14 protein-coding genes are annotated in these 17,934 nt (G+C 47.2%); 7 read left to right on the top strand and 7 right to left on the bottom strand.

All coding sequences use genetic code 11. The features are described from left to right. Positions 1-97: 97 nt before the first annotated feature. The 7 genes from tyrS to RWY97_RS01145 form a co-directional block, all read right to left on the bottom strand. Entirely contained in the window at positions 98-1,396 is a 1,299-nt protein-coding gene (gene tyrS, locus RWY97_RS01175) for a tyrosine--tRNA ligase (RefSeq protein WP_315565106.1), read from the bottom strand. A gap of 192 nt (positions 1,397-1,588) precedes the next feature. Further along, the gene (gene yidD / locus RWY97_RS01170) at positions 1,589-1,840 is read right to left on the bottom strand and encodes a membrane protein insertion efficiency factor YidD (protein WP_036931348.1); all 252 of its coding nucleotides are present in this window, start codon (positions 1,838-1,840) and stop codon (positions 1,589-1,591) included. Continuing rightward, a complete protein-coding gene (locus RWY97_RS01165) occupies positions 1,831-2,247 on the bottom strand; it encodes a ribonuclease P protein component (RefSeq protein WP_315565030.1) in 417 nt (138 codons plus the stop codon). The genes yidD and RWY97_RS01165 overlap by 10 nt, the downstream gene beginning before the upstream one ends. A 12-nt stretch (positions 2,248-2,259) precedes the next feature. Beyond that, positions 2,260-3,009 carry a uroporphyrinogen-III synthase gene (locus RWY97_RS01160; RefSeq protein WP_021584855.1) on the bottom strand — a complete coding sequence of 250 codons (750 nt, stop codon included), beginning with the start codon at positions 3,007-3,009 and terminating at the stop codon, positions 2,260-2,262. A gap of 9 nt (positions 3,010-3,018) precedes the next feature. Further along, positions 3,019-4,014, bottom strand: a complete 996-nt coding sequence (locus RWY97_RS01155) for a DUF4271 domain-containing protein (protein WP_315565029.1) — start codon at positions 4,012-4,014, stop codon at positions 3,019-3,021. 16 nt (positions 4,015-4,030) lie between these two features. After that, entirely contained in the window at positions 4,031-5,287 is a 1,257-nt protein-coding gene (metK, locus tag RWY97_RS01150; protein WP_315565028.1) for a methionine adenosyltransferase, read from the bottom strand. Between the two features lie 426 nt (positions 5,288-5,713). Beyond that, entirely contained in the window at positions 5,714-7,810 is a 2,097-nt protein-coding gene (locus RWY97_RS01145; RefSeq protein ID WP_315565027.1) for a glycoside hydrolase family 97 protein, read from the bottom strand. A gap of 729 nt (positions 7,811-8,539) precedes the next feature. On the opposite strand from RWY97_RS01145, the gene rsmH reads away from it, so the two are divergent. The 7 genes from rsmH to RWY97_RS01110 all read left to right on the top strand — a co-directional run bounded on the left by rsmH (position 8,540) and on the right by RWY97_RS01110 (position 17,599). After that, positions 8,540-9,454 carry a 16S rRNA (cytosine(1402)-N(4))-methyltransferase RsmH gene (gene rsmH, locus RWY97_RS01140; protein WP_315565105.1) on the top strand — a complete coding sequence of 305 codons (915 nt, stop codon included), beginning with the start codon at positions 8,540-8,542 and terminating at the stop codon, positions 9,452-9,454. Then, positions 9,451-9,954 (top strand): FtsL-like putative cell division protein, encoded by a 504-nt coding sequence (locus RWY97_RS01135; protein WP_315565026.1) that lies wholly within the window; start codon positions 9,451-9,453, stop codon positions 9,952-9,954. Before rsmH ends, RWY97_RS01135 begins: the two co-directional genes overlap by 4 nt. After that, complete coding sequence (locus tag RWY97_RS01130; RefSeq protein ID WP_314078305.1) at positions 9,951-12,113, top strand: penicillin-binding transpeptidase domain-containing protein; 2,163 nt, start codon at positions 9,951-9,953, stop codon at positions 12,111-12,113. Before RWY97_RS01135 ends, RWY97_RS01130 begins: the two co-directional genes overlap by 4 nt. Before the next feature lie 23 nt (positions 12,114-12,136). Continuing rightward, positions 12,137-13,591, top strand: coding sequence for a UDP-N-acetylmuramoyl-L-alanyl-D-glutamate--2,6-diaminopimelate ligase (locus RWY97_RS01125; protein ID WP_315565025.1), 1,455 nt, complete (start codon positions 12,137-12,139; stop codon positions 13,589-13,591). 117 nt (positions 13,592-13,708) lie between these two features. Continuing rightward, entirely contained in the window at positions 13,709-14,977 is a 1,269-nt protein-coding gene (gene mraY, locus RWY97_RS01120; protein ID WP_021584801.1) for a phospho-N-acetylmuramoyl-pentapeptide-transferase, read from the top strand. 7 nt (positions 14,978-14,984) lie between these two features. Further along, entirely contained in the window at positions 14,985-16,316 is a 1,332-nt protein-coding gene (gene murD, locus RWY97_RS01115) for a UDP-N-acetylmuramoyl-L-alanine--D-glutamate ligase (RefSeq protein ID WP_273175099.1), read from the top strand. Between the two features lie 29 nt (positions 16,317-16,345). Further along, positions 16,346-17,599, top strand: coding sequence for an FtsW/RodA/SpoVE family cell cycle protein (locus RWY97_RS01110; protein ID WP_021584826.1), 1,254 nt, complete (start codon positions 16,346-16,348; stop codon positions 17,597-17,599). Positions 17,600-17,934 lie beyond the last annotated feature (335 nt).

Genomic DNA, 17,934 nt, shown 5'->3' with positions numbered 1-17,934 from the left:
TTTAAAGTTCATAAGTTTATTTTTAAGTCTTTGAGCATTTCAATCGGTAATTCTCGCAACAAAACTCACAAACTTAGAAACTCATAAACTTACTAACTTACACTACTATCAACAGATTATAATTTTTCTTTCCGCGCTGAATAAGCAGGTATTTACCATCGATCAAATCGTCGGAAGTGATGAGACGGTCGAACGATTCCAGCCTTTCCTTGTTGAGAGAAACGCCTCCGCCCTGTACCATTTTACGCATTTCGCCCTTGCTCGAGAAAACTTTTACATCGTCGCGGGTAAGGAGTTCGACAGCCGGTAAGCCCAGGTCGGTCTTGGCTAACGTGAAATGGGGCACACCTTCAAACACATCGAGCAGCGTTTGTTCGTCCAATCGCAGCAAACTCTCTTTCGTTGCTTTGCCGAAAAGAATATTTGAGGCTTCTATGGCGGTATCCAACGCTTCGCGAGAATGTACTATCAGTGTGACTTCTTCGGCCAATCTGCGCTGTAAGATACGGCGACCGGGATCTTGTTTGTGTTCTTCTACGAGAGCGTCGACAATCTCTTTATCCAGACTTGTGAATATTTTGATATAGCGTTCGGCATCTTCATCGCTCACGTTTAACCAGAATTGATAAAACGCATAAGGCGTTGTGCGTTTGGAATCAAGCCAGATATTGCCGCTCTCTGTCTTTCCAAACTTTTTTCCATCGGCCTTAGTGATGAGCGGACAAGTCAATGCAAAGGCCTCAGTTTCACCTCCCAGAGTACGTCGAATGAGCTCGGATCCGGTGGTCATATTACCCCATTGGTCATTACCTCCAAGTTGAAGCTTGCATCCTTTGGTCTTATATAGATGCAGAAAATCGTATCCCTGTAAGAGCTGATAAGTGAATTCAGTAAACGAAAGACCGTCTCGAGCTTCGCCGTTGAGCCGCTTTTGCACGCTATCTTTAGCCATCATATAGTTTACGGTGATGTGTTTTCCCACCTCACGAGCGAAATCCAAGAAGGTGAAATCTTTCATCCAGTCGTAGTTATTGACCATTTCGGCGGCATTGGGAGCGGTTCCTTCAAAGTCGAGAAACTTGGCAACCTGCGCCTTAATGCACTCTTGGTTATGATAAAGCGTATCCGAATCCAAAAGGTTCCGCTCCTGACTCTTGCCCGAAGGGTCGCCAATCATCCCCGTGGCACCACCTACCAAGACGATAGGTTTGTGTCCGCAGCGCTGCAAGTGACGCAGCATCATAATGCCGCAAAGGTGTCCGATGTGCAGCGAATCAGCTGTCGGGTCAGTTCCTAAATATGCAGTTACCATCTCCTTTTGCAGGAGTTCTTCAGTACCCGGCATTATTTGCGCCAGCATACCACGCCATTTCAGTTCTTCAACAAAGTTTTTCATCATTCTGTTTTATATTTAAGCCCCCTGAAACAGAAGGTTGGGGGGCTGTCTTTTAACGGAAACTTATACCCCGAAATAGATATATTGCTTTTATTTTAAACAATAAATGAAAGTTATATGTTTAATCTTTTGCAAGGATAAACTTACTTGTCCATTCCTCCAATCCTTTGACTTAGGAGACTAAGAGCGGATTTATGGTACCGGATCATACCCGCTTCCGCCCCACGGATTACACCGCAATATTCGCCAAACGGAAAGTGCAAGGCCTTTGATGGGGCCGTGCTTGATCAGCGCTTGACGCGCATATTCAGAGCAAGTGGGTGTAAATCGACACGAAGGCGGCGTGAAAGGAGAGATAAACTGCCGATAAAACAGAATGGGCACAAGCAGCAACCGGGTCAGCATCCACGATATTCCACGCCACAGGGTAAGCATCACTCGCATAACCGTTCACCAAGACGTGCCAAGAGATTAATCATCCGTTGCTCTACGAAAGCACTGTCTTGCAGCTTTCCATCCATCCAAATAAACGCCATTGCAACAGCTTTGTCGGGTGTATCCAACAACTGCGAGAGCACCAATTGTTTATTTTTCCGATAGGCTTCACGCACTTGTCGTTTCACACGATTGCGTTTCACGGCACGCTTAAAATACCTTTTCGGCACACTAACCATCATCTGTGCCTGCACGGGAGGTATCAATCCAGCAATTGTATCACGCTCTATCGGCATATAAACAAGCCTCAACGGAAATGCCGATAACGACTTTCCTGCACCGCTGTTGAACAGAGTCTCTATGAGTTTTCGGCTACATATCCGCTCTGCTTTTGCCAAACCGAACGCTCCGGACATTCTTCTCGTCCTTTATTTCCTAAGCTTTTCAAAGTAAGCTTTCAGTGCACCAGTCATCGACGGATGTTCTTTGGTAGGCGCTTCAAGGTCGAGTCGCATTCCCTCATCAGCCACAGTCTTAGCCGTTGCGGGGCCGAACGTAGCGATTTTCAGGTCTCCTTGTTCAAAAGAGGGGAAATTCTTAGCCAACGCTTTCACACCGGTTGGACTGAAAAATACCAGCATATCATAGTCGAAATGCTTGATTTCGTCCTCCGTAAAGTCGTTGCTCACGGTGCGATACATTACGCACTCGGTATGTTTCAGCTTCTTTTGGTCAAGCAAGTTCTTTACATCATCGTTGTGAACATCGCTCAACGGCACGAGATATTTCTCTGTTTTGTGCTTCGCCATCATAGGAACGAGGTCGTCAATTTTACCTGTCGACCCGAAGAAAACCTTGCGTTTGCGATACTGAACATACTTTTGTATATAGAGAGCCACGGTTTCCGTGACACAGAAATACTTCATCTCCTCGGGAATTGTCACCCTAAGCTCTTTGGCAAGTGTGAAATAATGGTCGATAGCATGTCGTGAAGTGAACACCACTGCGGTGTAATTGAGGAGACTAATCTTCTGTTGTCGGAACTCTCTTGCCGTCAATCCTTCGACCTTTACAAACGGACGGAACACAAACTCCACACCAAACTCTCTTTCAATATCAAAGTATGGAGACTTCTCACTCGTCGGTTTAGGCTGTGAAACCAAGATTTTCTTTATCATTTTAATGGCCTAAAAGTTTATCTTCAAATAGCTCGTGACCATTGCCAAGACGCTCCAGAGAGAGAGTAACGGCAGGATTTCGAGCGCACAAAAGTACAAAAATATTTGCAGAAAAAGGCCTTTTCGCCTGAAAAAGATAATATAAGTCTTGTAAAACGAGAGCAATTTGAACAAAATGACAACACCGGTTACATAGCCGATCACGCTATCTAACGACATATTAAAGTAAGCTTGGAGCATCACCCCGGGAAAAAGGAGCACGCCTTCGGCTGAAATGAGAAAGAGAAAGGACTTCATCCATCGGCCATTCGAGCGTCGGTCGAAAAACACCCAGTCTGTTATCCCATAGGTAATGGCCTTTACCAAGAAATAGGTTGCTATGATTCCGGCATAGATTCCGATGATTTCATACTGCTCAATGATGAATGTTGCAGATACGTGAGCACGTATATAAAAGAAGTAAAGAATGGAAAACAGCAGACAGGTCTGTAACACCAAGAACAGCTGAAACCGCAGTTCGCTCGCCGTCTCGGTAGCAATCGTGGTGTTTTCACGCGGTACATAGAAGAGAGTTTTAACCTGTCGGATGATGAACTGACGCGAATTGGCAAAGGCAATCATCGCCAAAACGAAACAGCCCAGCAGCAAAGACGTAATCAAGTTATCGCCGGAGATGGAGTAGGGAATGGGATCTCCCGCCACACCTCGACGTCCGCCGGGCAATTCGGGATGGAAAAGCGAATCGCCGGAAAAGAACGATTCCTTATAGTATTTCGGCAAATCGATATTGCGAAAACTCTTACCCACAGGCTGTCCGGGCAGATGCAACGTGTCGGGTCGATTGCTCCAGTGTATCGGCGAAGCCTTGATGTGCTGCTGAATTGCCGAATCTTGCTGCGCAGGGGTAGCATTTCCGGGCAACTGACTCAACACTTGCTGAGGCGTCAGCTGCCCAGAATGCCGCACCGTTGAAGGCCGAACAGATAAAGAGTCTTCCTGAAACATCTGTCAACCAATGATATTATAGTCCGAATTCACGCTTGATCAGCTCCACACTGTCAAGTTTTTCCCACGTGAAAAGTTCCACTTTCACCGTCTTTTTCTCGTGATAACGACTGGTGAAAGTCTTCTCCACAATCTCGCTTTTACGACCCATATGCCCGTAAGCAGCAGTTTCGAAATAAATGGGTTGTCGCAGATTGAATTTGCGTTCGATAGCTTTCGGCCGCAGATCGAATAGTTTTTCGATACGCTGCGCAATCTCACCGTCGCCCATCTTGACGTTGCGCCGACCGTAAGTATTCACATATATGTTTACCGGACGTGCCACACCGATGGCATAACTCACCTGAACGAGCATCTCATCAGCCACTCCTGCGGCCACCATATTCTTCGCAATGTAACGTGCTGCATAAGCTGCCGAGCGGTCAACTTTACTCGAATCCTTACCCGAAAACGCACCACCGCCGTGCGCTCCTTTACCACCGTAAGTGTCGACGATGATTTTCCGTCCCGTCAGACCGGTGTCTCCGTGCGGTCCTCCGATAACGAACTTACCCGTGGGATTGACCAAATACTTGATATTTTCATTAAAAAGAGCCAGAACTTTGTCGCCGCATTGAGCCTTGACACGCGGTATCAGGATGCCTATTACATCTTCTTTGATTTTTAAAAGCATACGAGCGTCGTCATCATCGAATGCATCGTGCTGCGTACTTACAACTATCGTATCGATCCGTTGAGGTATATTATCATCGCTATATTCCACTGTTACCTGGCTCTTTGCATCCGGACGGAGGTATGTCATCTGCTTACCCTCCTTACGAATATCGGCCAATGTGCGCACGATCAGATGCGACAAGTCTAATGAAACAGGCATAAAACTTTCCGTCTCATTGGTTGCATAACCGAACATCATTCCCTGATCGCCGGCCCCTTGATCATCAACCGTACCGTTGTCAACGCCTCGATTGATGTCATCGCTCTGTTCGTGGATAGCCGCCAGCACGCCGCACGAATCACCGTCAAACTGATATTCCGACTTGGTATAGCCTATTTTCTTGATGGTTTCGCGTGCAATAGTCTGCAAATCGATATACGCCTTGGAGCGCACTTCGCCCATAATGATTACCTGTCCGGTAGTAACGAAAGTCTCGATAGCACACCGTGCCTGATCATCATACGCCAAAAACTGGTCCAACAAAGCATCGGATATCTGGTCGGACACCTTATCGGGATGTCCTTCCGAAACTGATTCAGATGAGAATAAATATGCCATAATCTTTATTTTACCTGATGTTAAGATGTACAAAGGTACTGTAAATAACGGGAACGGACAAATATTAAAGGTGAAAAAGTGAAAAGATGAAAGACCGAATCTTCCCAGTCGGGAGATAGAAGACCTGTGTCGGGAAGATCATCGTATGTGAAGAGAAGTAAATTCTATCTCATATAAAAGACCCAAAAGCCCGTAAGTAATACTATCTCACTATTTATTTGATTATCAACAAAATACGAATGGTACTGCAACTAACCGTTAAATGCATGTCGTTTAACGGTTAGTTATAAAATAACTGACGGTCGGTTGTAAAGAATGTCATTATCCCTGTGCAGACAAACCGGTTGAACTGCCTACACAGGGAATGATTATCGGTAGAATATTTACAATGGAATGCGTATGCAATAGTACCGTATACGCATCGCATTATTCAGACTTCGCAATCAGCGAAATAGCATAACCGCCGCCAGGAACACTGTTGATCGAGAGTTTAGTCTTGGCTGTCACTATACGCTTCTCAATCTTGTAAGATTGCGGCCGAGTCTTATAGTCGGCATCAGGACCGTCTCGATAGATTGTGGCTTCATACTTCCGACCTTTGTCCAAGAAGCTGAGTGTGATATCGGAACGATGTGCTTTCATTCCCGTTACGCCTCCTATAAACCAGTTATCAGTACCTTTGGCCTTGCGGGCCGCCGTGATATATTCCATCGGTTCGGCTTCGAGATAAATCGATTTATCCCAATCTACGGCCACATCTTTGATAAACTGGAATGCATCCGGATGCTTTTCGTAGTTCTCAGGGAAGTCGGCAGCCATCTGCAACGGGCTGTAAAGGGTGACATAAAGGGCAAGTTGCCCGCAGATTGTCGAATTGCAATGCGACCCATTGGCGCAATCCATCTCGAAAATACCCGGTGTATAGTCCATTGGTCCACCTTGAAGGCGTGTGAAAGGCAATATAGCCGTGTGCCCGGGTTTAGTTCCTCCGAATGCCTGAAACTCCGTTCCGCGTGCGCTTTCATTGCCAATCAGATTCGGATAAGTACGACACAGCCCCGTAGGACGCACTGCTTCGTGCGCGTTGACCATAATATGATAGTCGGCTGCACGCTTAATGGCGTGCAAATAATGATTAATCTCTATCTGACTGTAATGGTGTTCGCCTCTCGGAATAATGTTTCCGACATATCCACTCTTAACAGCGTCGTAGCCATAAGTATTCATCAGCTGATAAGCTCGGTCCATATACTTCTCATAGTTCATAACGGATGACGAGGTTTCGTGGTGCATTATCAATTTAACTCCTTTGGAATGAGCATACGCATTGAGTGCTTTGATATCGAAATCAGGGTACGGTGTGAGGAAGTCGAACACGTGTTCCTTGGAGTTTCCGGCCCAATCCTCCCAGCCGATATTCCATCCTTCGACTAAGACTGCATCAAAACCGTTGGCCGAAGCAAAGTCGATGTAACGGCGAACATTGGCATTATTGGCCCCGTGTTTACCCGAAGGAGCAGCGTGAATGTAGTCAGTTTCACCGAGTTTCACCGTCGGATATTGATGGGTATAAGCCCATTCGCTCTTTCCGGAAATCATTTCCCACCACACACCGACATACTTTACAGGGTGAATCCACGACGTATCGCTGAGTGCACAGGGGTCGTTAAGATTGAGAATAAGGTTAGATGCCAGCACTTTTCGGGCATCATCGGTGATCATAATGGTGCGCCACGGACTCCGGAGAGGCGTTTGCAGGTGGCCTTTCTTGCCTTGTGCATCAGGCGTCAGCCACGAAGTGAAGACCATCTGCTTATCGTCGAGATTGAGATGCATAGCCGGATAATTGATCAATGCAGCCTCGTGCAGATTCATATAGATACCGTCGGCGGTCTTCAACATCAACGATGTCTGTACGCCTGTGGTCGAAAAGGTGGTCTGTGAGAGGTTATCCGTCACGGCTTTAGTCAACAAACTGCGTATCTCACTCAGTTTCGAGCGGGTGTATTCATACTCTTGCGTGTCATAGTCGCCCGGTATCCACCACGCAATATGGTCTCCTGTCATTGCAAACTCGGTGCGTTCGTCTTTCACGACGAAGTGATTGAGCTTGCCTTTTTGCGGGAATTCGTAGCGCAAACCTACTCCTTCATTGTACACCCGAAACCGAATGTTCATATAACGATCGGTAGATGGCTGAACGAGTTTCACCAAAAGTTCGGTGTAATGATTGCGAATCTCGCTGTTTTCACCCCATACCGGCTTCCAGGTTTCATCTTGTCGGGCTGTCTCCTGACCCAAAAGTGTAAAGCCGTCGAGCAGGTTTTCAGCTCCCGAAAGCTCGTAACCCAGTCGGCTGGGCTTAATCATCATCTTGCCACGAAAGGCTACGCTGTAAGTCGGAACACCGTTATTGAGTTCAAAATTCACCTTTATCGCTCCGTTTGGGGAGGCCATTTCGGCTGCATTCAAGGTGAAAGCCAACCCTAAGAAAAGGCCGGCCGTTAAAAGAAATCGTTTCATTGTTATCTTCATTTGAGTGTTATCGTTTTGTTATTGATAAAGAAGCGTAATTCCGTCAAAACCTTGTTATTTTGCAGAATAATTGTGAGTCTGCTGCAAAAATACTAAAAAAATACGTTTTGTGGGCATATCTTGCAAAATAATAATCAACATAGCTTTCCATAGCTCATAACAAGCTGCATATCAAATAGATATGGAGCTCGCTGCGATTAGCCGTTAATCGCCGTGCGAAAAACGGTTAAACGCCCACCGTTTAACCGTTAATCACAAAGCAACTAACCGTTAATTGACAGACAGTTTGTATATAATTGATAATCAGTAACATAAAACTTCCTTTCCGTTTATGTTCTTTTGTTCTTCCTCCTGTAATAAAACCAATCTCTATCCATATACTCAAATCCCCCTAACTTAGGGACTAAGAAAGGTAGATACATCGCTCTGCCCCTACAAGTGATACGTTTATACTTCTTGTCTAAAATTCAATCGGCCGATTATCAATTATCAAGATATCGACAGTTATTATAAAATTTGCGGATAAGAGTGGTGAAGTATGGGGAAATTTGTGTACCTTTGGCACCGTAATTTCTGTTGGATCGAAAGGTCTGTCACTGATAGATGAGACGCCCGAAACAGGGAGGTCCGATTCGATAAAACGCTCGATAAAAACGAGTGATGTTTATCCGACTGACGGATAACGGACAACAACGGCGGGAAACGGGATTTAACGATATGATCAAAACGGCAGAAGCCTATCACATTCCGGTGCTCTTAGAGGCGAGTATCGATGGACTGAACCTCCGAAAAGGCGGCGTTTACGTAGACGCTACATTCGGTGGGGGAGGCCATTCGCGTGAGATTCTTGCCCGATTGGATTCCACTGGCCGGCTCTTCGGTTTCGATCAGGATGCCGATGCTGCACAGAACACGATGGAAGACGAGCGTTTTACGTTCGTGAGAACCAATTTTCGTTACCTCAAAAACTGGATGCGGTATTACGAAACGGCGCAAATCGACGGTCTGTTGGCCGATCTTGGTGTGTCATCGCACCACTTCGACGATGAGCAGCGCGGCTTTTCGTTTCGTTTCGATGCCCCATTGGATATGCGGATGAACGCAAATGGGCCGACAACTGCGGCTGATATCGTGAATCGATATGATGAAGCGGCATTGGCAGACGTATTTTATCTCTACGGTGAAATGCGCAATTCGCGTCCCATTGCAGCAGCTTTGGTCAAGGCGCGAACACTGAAGCCGATTACTACTACACGCGATTTCATTGCCGCCGTTGAGCCTTTCTTCAAGCGTGAACGCGAAAAAAAGGAGATGGCTAAACTCTTTCAGGCTCTCCGAATAGAAGTGAACAGCGAGATGGAAGCACTGAAAGAGATGCTGGCAGCGGCTATCGAGATGCTGAAACCGGGCGGCCGACTTGCCGTTATTACCTATCACTCACTCGAAGACCGCATTGTTAAGAACATCATCAAGACCGGTAATGCCACCGGAAAGGTTGAACAAGACTTCTACGGACGCACAGAAACACCCCTGAAAGCGGTCAATACCAAAGTGATTGTGCCTGACACGGAAGAGCAACAGCGCAATCCGCGTAGCCGAAGTGCCAAATTGAGAATTGCAGAAAAGAAATGAACAAGGATGAAAAAACAGTAATCGATGTTGCCGCGGACACCGAGAAGGCCGATCCGCAACAGTCCAACTCCACACCGGAAACAGTGACCGGCACTATATCTGCGCCCGAAGAGGAACTGCAAACGCTGACGGAAGTCATCAAAGAGCAGGCTACTGAGGACGAGTCTCCACTATCGGCCAACTTTACTTTGCGTAAGATCTTGGGTGGAGACATTCTCAACACGAGTACCATTCGGCATCAGATCTGGCTCTTTTTGCTCATTGCTTTCATCCTGCTCATATATATTTCCAATCGATACAGCTGTCAGCAAGACCTTATCGAGATAGATAAACTGAAACGAGAATTGCAGGATGCACGTTACAAAGCACTGTCTACGAGCAGCCAAATCACGGAAAAGAGCCGCGAAAGCAACGTTCTCAATATGCTGAAAGATAACAAAGACAGTGTGTTGCATATAGCCAATCAGCCGCCGTTCATCATTAACGTGCCCGAGGAATGAGCAAATTCGATTATAAAAAGATAATGCCTCGTTACAGCTTCATCGCCATTTTGATGACGCTGATGGCTGTAGCTGTCGTCGCGAAAACGCTTTATCTGATGACCGCTAAACGCGACTATTGGATGAAAGTGGCTGATCGGGTGAAGAAAGACAGCGTTAGCGTGAAGCCGTTGCGCGGTAACATACTGAGCTGCGACGGGCAGTTGATGGCCAGTTCGTTACCTGAATTCAAGCTGTATATGGATTTTCAGGCTCTTCACGATTCACATACCGACTCGTTGTGGAATGTGAAAGAGGATTCGATATGCCGCTGTTTGAGTCAGATTTTTCCTGAACAAACAGCCTCAGAGTTTAAAAGACAGTTCGCGGAAGGGCGTAAAAAGATGAGCCGACACTGGCCTATCTGGAAGCGACGGGTTGATTATAACATCTATTCCGAGGTGAAGCTGCTGCCCGTTTTCCGTCTGTCGCAGAATAAGAGCGGCTTTCATACGGAAGAGTTCAATGCCCGTCAGCGTCCGTATGGCTCTTTGGCAGGTCGCACGGTGGGCGATATGTTTGGTGCGAAAGATACTGCCCGCTTCGGATTGGAGCTTTCTTACGACTCTATTTTACGTGGAAAGAACGGCATAATCCATCGTCGTAAGGTGCTCAATAAGTTCCTCGACATTATGGATACACCGCCTATTGACGGTGCAGATATCGTTACTACGATCGACGTCGGTATTCAAGACTTGGCCGAAAGGGCCGTACTCGACGAACTGAAAGAAATCAACGGCAACGTGGGTGTAGCCATTGTGATGGAAGTTCGCACCGGAGATATCAAGGCAATCGTGAATATGGAGAAGTGTGTAGACGGCAAATACCGTGAGGTTAAGAATCACGCGGTGAGCGATTTGCTTGAACCTGGCTCTGTTTTCAAGACTGCTTCCATTATGGTAGCACTCGACGACGGTATGGTCGACACTACTTACCGGGTAGAAACGGGTGGAGGCGTGTGGCCGATGTACGGCAGAGAGATGAAGGATCACAATTGGCGACGGGGCGGCTACGGGTTGTTGACACTGCCACAAACATTGCTTTACAGCTCGAATATCGGTGTGAGCCGCATCATTGACAATTATTACCACAGCGATCCGGCCCGATTTGTCCGCGGAATCTATCGTGTCGGTTTGGCGGCCGACCTGCAAATACCGCTCCTTGGGTCGTCGCCTGCGAAGATACGAATGCCGAAAAAGAACACCAGAGGGCAGTGGTTGAATTGGAGCGACACTGCTTTGCCGTGGATGAGTATAGGCTATGAGACGCAGGTTCCGCCTATTTCGACGCTGACTTTCTACAATGCAATAGCCAATAACGGACGAATGATGCGTCCGCGGTTTGTGAAAGAAGTTGTGAAAAACGGTCAGGTGCTGATGGATTTTCCACCGGAAGCCGTGAAGGGACACGAACAAATCTGCAAGACTAAGACTTTGAAAGAGATTCAAACGATATTAGAGCACGTCGTAAGTCAAGGTCTTGGCAAGAAGGCCGGCTCTTCTTCGTTCAAGGTTGCGGGTAAAACGGGAACGGCACAGATGTCTAAGGGCGCTGCAGGTTATAAGTCGGGAACCACCGATTATCTGTTAAGCTTTGCCGGATATTTCCCTGCCGATGCACCGCGTTACAGTTGTATCGTGTGCATTCAGAAGTCGGGACTGCCCGCTTCGGGTGGAGGGATGAGCGGAGTTGTGTTCCACCACATCGCCGAAGGTATTATGGCGCAAGACATCAAGCTGGATATCAAAGACGCACGAGACTCTGCTTCTATCCTCGTTCCTGATGTGAAGGCCGGTAATATACTGTCGGCTGACTATGTGTTGACGCATCTCGGCATCAAAACCAATGCCGATTGGAGTGGCAGTTACGCCGACGGTAATCCCATTTGGGGCACAGCCACACGGCAAGGGAGCGCTATGGTGGTGCTGAAACGTGAGAAGATGTACGGCCGGAGTCGTGTTCCCGACGTTGTGGGAATGGGTGCCCGCGATGCCGTTTACCTTATCGAGAGTCGTGGTGTACGTGTTCGGCTGTCCGGACGAGGGCGAGTCGTGCGGCAAAGTCTGCCTCCCGGGCATCTCATCAATCGTAAAGAGGTGTGTGAGTTGACGTTGGAATAAGATAAATCAAAACTAAACGAGATATGAAACTAAATGAGTTGCTCAAGAATATCAAGCCAATCGGCATCACGGGAGATACCGATACGGAGATAACAGGTGTGAATATCGACTCACGTCTGATAGCAGCGGGCCAGCTGTTTGTGGCTATGAAAGGCACGCAAGTAGATGGGCACCAATTCATCTCGAAGGCAATCGAGCAGGGAGCAGCGGCCGTTCTGTGCGAAGATATGCCTGAGTCGGTGGCCGCAGGGGTAACTTTTGTGCAGGTAACGTCTACGGAAGACGCTGCGGGTAAGGTCGCTACGCTCTTTTACGAAGACCCTTCGCGGAAGCTGAAGCTAGTTGGTGTGACCGGCACCAACGGCAAAACGACGGTCGCTACCTTATTATATAATATGTTCAGAGCAATGGGATACAAGTGCGGTCTACTCTCTACGGTGTGCAATTATATAGAAGACGAAGCCATTGCAGCCGATCATACCACCCCCGATCCTATCGAATTAAACCAGCTGTTGCATCGAATGGTCGAGGCAGGATGTGAGTATGCCTTTATGGAATGTTCTTCGCACGCTATTGCTCAACGGCGGATCAGCGGCCTTTCATTTGTCGGCGGCATCTTTACAAACCTTACTCGCGACCATTTAGACTATCACAAGACCTTCGAAAACTATCGAAACGCCAAGAAATCGTTCTTCGATGGGCTACCAAAGACTGCTTTTGCCATCACGAATGCTGATGACAGGAATGGTATGATTATGGTTCAGAACACCAAAGCGACTGTAAAGACCTACTCCACACGCGTTGCCGCCGACTTCAAAGGTAAGCTATTGGAGTGCCACTTTGAAGGAATGTACCTCGAAATAGACGGTCGTGAGGTGGGAGTTCAATTCATCGGCAAGTTCAATGTTAGCAATTTGCTGGCCGTTTACGGTGCTGCCGTGATGCTGGGAAAGCGTCCCGAGGATGTACTTGTGGTTCTCAGCACACTGCATAGCGTGCGGGGGCGTCTCGAACCGATACATTGCGCGGCCGGTTACACTGCAATCGTCGACTATGCGCATACGCCCGACGCCTTAGCCAACGTGCTCAATGCCATTCACGAGGTGTTAGACGGTAAGGGAAAAGTAATCACCGTATGCGGTGCCGGCGGCAATCGAGATAAAGGTAAACGCCCGTTGATGGCGCAAGAAGCTGTACGCCAAAGTGACAAAGTGATTATTACGAGCGACAATCCGCGCTTTGAGAATCCGCAAGATATTATCAATGATATGCTCGAAGGCCTCAATTCGCGACAGCGGGAGAAGGTTCTCAGCATCGTAGATAGGCGTGAAGCGATCCGCACTGCGTGTATGTTGGCCCACAAAGGCGATGTTGTTCTCATTGCAGGTAAGGGTCACGAAGACTATCAGGAAATACAAGGCGTGAAGCATCACTTCAATGATCGGGAAGTGGTAGAGCAATTGGCGGTTAATCAGTGATAGTTAGTAGTTGAGTCGCCCACTGTTTCCTCGGCACACAACAAGTCCGGATTATGAAACAAAGTTTGGTGTTAAGCCAATTATGTATTATAAATTTATGAATTAAACAGGTGTATTATGCTGTACTATCTATTCAGAATTCTTGAACAATACGGCATCTCCGGGTCTCACCTTTGGGGCTATATATCGTTCAGAGCATTGTTGGCGCTGATCCTTTCACTCGTTATCTCGGCGTGGTTCGGTGAAAAATTCATCGCGTTTTTAAAGCAAAAGCAAATCACCGAGACACAACGCGATATCAATATAGACCCTTTCGGGGTGAAAAAAATCGGTGTCCCGTCAATGGGCGGCATCATTATCATCGTGGCAATTCTTATTCCCGTGCTGCTGTTGGGGCGTTTGCGCAATATTTATTTGCTGTTGATGATTGTCACGACAATATGGCTTGGCTTCCTCGGAGGTATGGACGACTTCATCAAAATATTCCGACGTAACAAGCAAGGACTAAAAGGTAAGTATAAGATTATCGGTCAAATCGGCATCGGTTTCATTGTAGGCGTAACGCTGTGGGCCGCTCCCGACGTAAAGATTAACGAAAACTTAGCCATCGAAAAGCAAGGACAGGAGACCGTTGTCAAGCATCGCACCCAGCCACGAAAGTCGTTAAAGACTACGATTCCATTCTTAAAAGGACACAATTTAGACTATTCGCGCGTGACAAGTGTATTCGGCGACCGTCGTGTTGCAGCCGGATGGATTCTCTTTGTGATAATGACCATCTTCGTAGTAACGGCTGTCAGCAACGGCGCTAACCTCAACGACGGAATGGATGGGATGTGTGCAGGCAACTCAGCCATCATCGGTGTGGCCCTGGGAATATTGGCTTACGTCAGCTCGCACATACAATTCGCAGCCTATCTGAACATTATGTACATCCCCGGTTCGCAAGAGTTAGTGGTATTTTTCTGTGCTTTTATCGGCGCACTCATCGGTTTTCTCTGGTACAATGCTTATCCCGCGCAGGTGTTTATGGGCGACACTGGCTCACTGGCGATAGGAGGCATCATCGCGGTAGGCGCTATCATCATTCACAAAGAGCTGCTTTTACCCATCCTTTGCGGCATATTCTTTGTCGAAAGTCTTAGCGTTATCGTGCAGGTTTGGTACTTCAAGCTGGGTAAACGACACGGAGTGAAGCAGCGAATATTCAAACGTACGCCTATACACGACAACTTCCGCACACAAGACGAGCAGTTAGACCCTGACTGCAAATACCTCGTCACTAAGCCGCGAACAGTTGTTCACGAGTCGAAAATCACCATTCGCTTCTGGATTATTACGATAATCCTCGTAGCACTCACCATCATTACGTTGAAGATCAGATAAAGAAGAGATGAAAAGAATCGTAGTTTTAGGAGCCGGTGAGAGTGGAGCCGGTGCAGCAGTATTGGCTAAAAAGCAGGGTTTCGACGTATTCGTGTCGGATATGTCGGCCATAAAAGACAAGTATAAGCAGCTGATGGACAGTCACGGAATCGCTTGGGAGGAAGGCCAGCACACTGCGGAGAAGATTCTGAATGCCGACGAGGTGATCAAGAGTCCGGGCATTCCGAAAGAAGCTCCGATAGTAAAGAGACTCTCAGAGCAGGGTACTCATATCATCAGCGAGATAGAATTTGCCGGCCGTTACACGCATTCTAAGATGATTTGCATCACCGGAAGCAATGGAAAAACTACCACCACATCGCTCATCTATCACATATTCAAGGCCGCAGGATATGATGTCGGACTCGCCGGAAACATCGGACGGAGCCTGGCTTTACAAATAGCCGAAGACCCGCACGAATATTATATCATCGAGCTCAGCAGCTTTCAGTTGGACAATATGTACGACTTCCGGGCCGACATAGCCATTCTGCTCAACATCACTCCCGACCATTTGGATCGCTATGACAACTGTATGCAAAACTATGTAGATGCTAAAATGCGCATCATTCAGAATCAAACGCCGGCCGACTCATTCATTTACTGGAACGACGATCCTGTGATCAAGCGCGAATTGGCCAAATATGACATCCGCGCCGTACAATATCCGTTCTCCGAACTCAAAGAATCGGGCAGCATCGGATACATAGAAGAGGGCCAATACACCATCGAGGAGCCTACGCCTTTCAATATGGAGCAAGAAGAATTGAGTCTGACGGGCAAGCATAATATCTATAACTCGCTTGCGGCAGGCATCGCCTCAGACATTGCCGGTATCAAAAAAGAAGCCATTCGTAAAAGTCTCGGCGACTTTCCGGGCGTCGAACACCGCTTAGAAAAAGTCTGTAAGGTGGGCGGCGTACAGTATATCAACGACTCGAAAGCTACTAATGTCGATGCCTGTTGGTATGCTTTGGAAAGTATGAAAACGCCCGTCATCCTGATTTTGGGCGGTAAAGACAAGGGCAATGACTATAATGAGATCAAGCCTTTGGTGCAGGAGAAATGCGCCGGATTGGTTTATCTCGGTGCCGATAACACCAAACTGCACCGCTTCTTCGATGGAATAGGCATCCCCATACGCGATACCCACAGTATGAAAGACTGTGTACGGGCCTGCTACGAGATGGCCCGGCCCGGCGATACAGTGCTACTGAGTCCTTGTTGTGCCAGCTTCGACCTCTTCAAAAATATGGAAGACCGCGGCCAACAATTCAAAACCTTAGTCAGATCTCTATAAACAGGCTTTGCAATCCATCACCAACGGCAATGAACAATCAAACGCTTAGCAATATCTTCAAGGGCGACAAGGTAATCTGGATGGTGTTTTTCTTCCTCTGCATCATCAGTGTCGTCGAGGTCTATTCGGCCTCGTCACAACTCACTTACAAAGGAGGCAGCTACCTGGCACCCGTTCTCAAGCACGTGGGAATCCTCTTCCTGGGTATCTTCTTTATGGTAGTAACACTCAATATCAAATGCAAATACTTTAAAATCGTTACCCCGTTCCTACTCATTCTGTCATTTCTGACGCTGATATGGGTCTACTTTGCCGGCCAGTCTACCAATGGAGCACAACGCTGGATCAGCCTGATCGGCATACAGTTTCAGCCTTCCGAGATTGCAAAAGGCACGATGGTGCTTGCCACGGCGCAGATACTGAGCGCTATGCAGACCGAAAACGGAGCCGATAAGAATGCATTCAGATACGTGCTCATTACTTGTCTCTTCATTATTCCCCTCATTATGCTTGAGAATCTGTCAACAGCAGTGTTGCTTTGTGCCATCATCTTTATGATGATGATTATCGGACGCGTGTCTTTCCGACAGTTAGGCCGACTTTTGGGCATCGCTACCCTGCTTGTTGTGTGCCTTTTTGCGCTTGTAATGTTGGTGGGAGAAGACCACGGAGAAGCCGTCGCCGGCAAGACAATGACCGAACAGACAGATACCGTCAAGCAACAAACCACCGGTATCAAGAAAGTCTTTCATCGCTTCGACACGTGGAAATCGCGCATCAATAAATTTGCAGACAAGAAACAGATTGCCCCCGAAGATGTCGATTTAGACAAAGATGCGCAGATAGCTCACGCCAATATTGCCATCGCATCAAGCAACGTTGTGGGCAAAGGTCCGGGTAATTCAGACGAGCGCGACTTCCTTTCGCAGGCCTTTTCCGACTTTATTTACGCCATTATCATTGAGGAAATGGGCATCGAAGGAGCGTTTTTCGTGGCCATACTCTACATTATTCTCTTATTCAGGACAGGTCGAATCGCCCACCGTTGTGAGAATACCTTCCCCGCATTCTTGGCCATGGGCCTTGCGTTATTACTCGTAACGCAAGCCATTTTCAATATGTGCGTGGCCGTGGGTCTGGCTCCCGTCACCGGTCAACCGTTACCATTGGTAAGCAAAGGCGGTACTTCTACCATCATTAATTGTATCTACATCGGGGCCATTCTCAGCATCAGCCGATCCGCAAAAAAGACAAGTGAGCCAGCGGATAGGCAGTTCGGTTGATGAGTAAATCATTCCCTGACAAATCATCTTATAACTCCCTGTTTTCCAATCACATACGAATAGAGCTGCAATAAACGGTTAAACGGTATGCAACTGACCGTTAAATACCCGGCAAAAGACCATTAAACGGCGCACAATTAATGGTTAATCACCATACAATTAACCGTTAATTGCAAGATGAATTATAACACATTGATTCCCAGAAAAATACATACACATAAATATTGCCGCATCATCCGAGTAGCAGATATTCCGATTTGGCCTTTACAAAGAGTTGTGTTTATCTTGAACTATCATCTAATTTGTATTATAAAAAACGATTAATTGGAAAACGC

This window comes from Hoylesella pleuritidis (assembly GCF_963541955.1).
GTDB classification, from domain to species: Bacteria; Bacteroidota; Bacteroidia; order Bacteroidales; family Bacteroidaceae; genus Prevotella; species Prevotella pleuritidis.
Note: the sequence above shows the minus strand (reverse complement) of the source record. Positions and strands in the feature narration are given on the sequence as shown.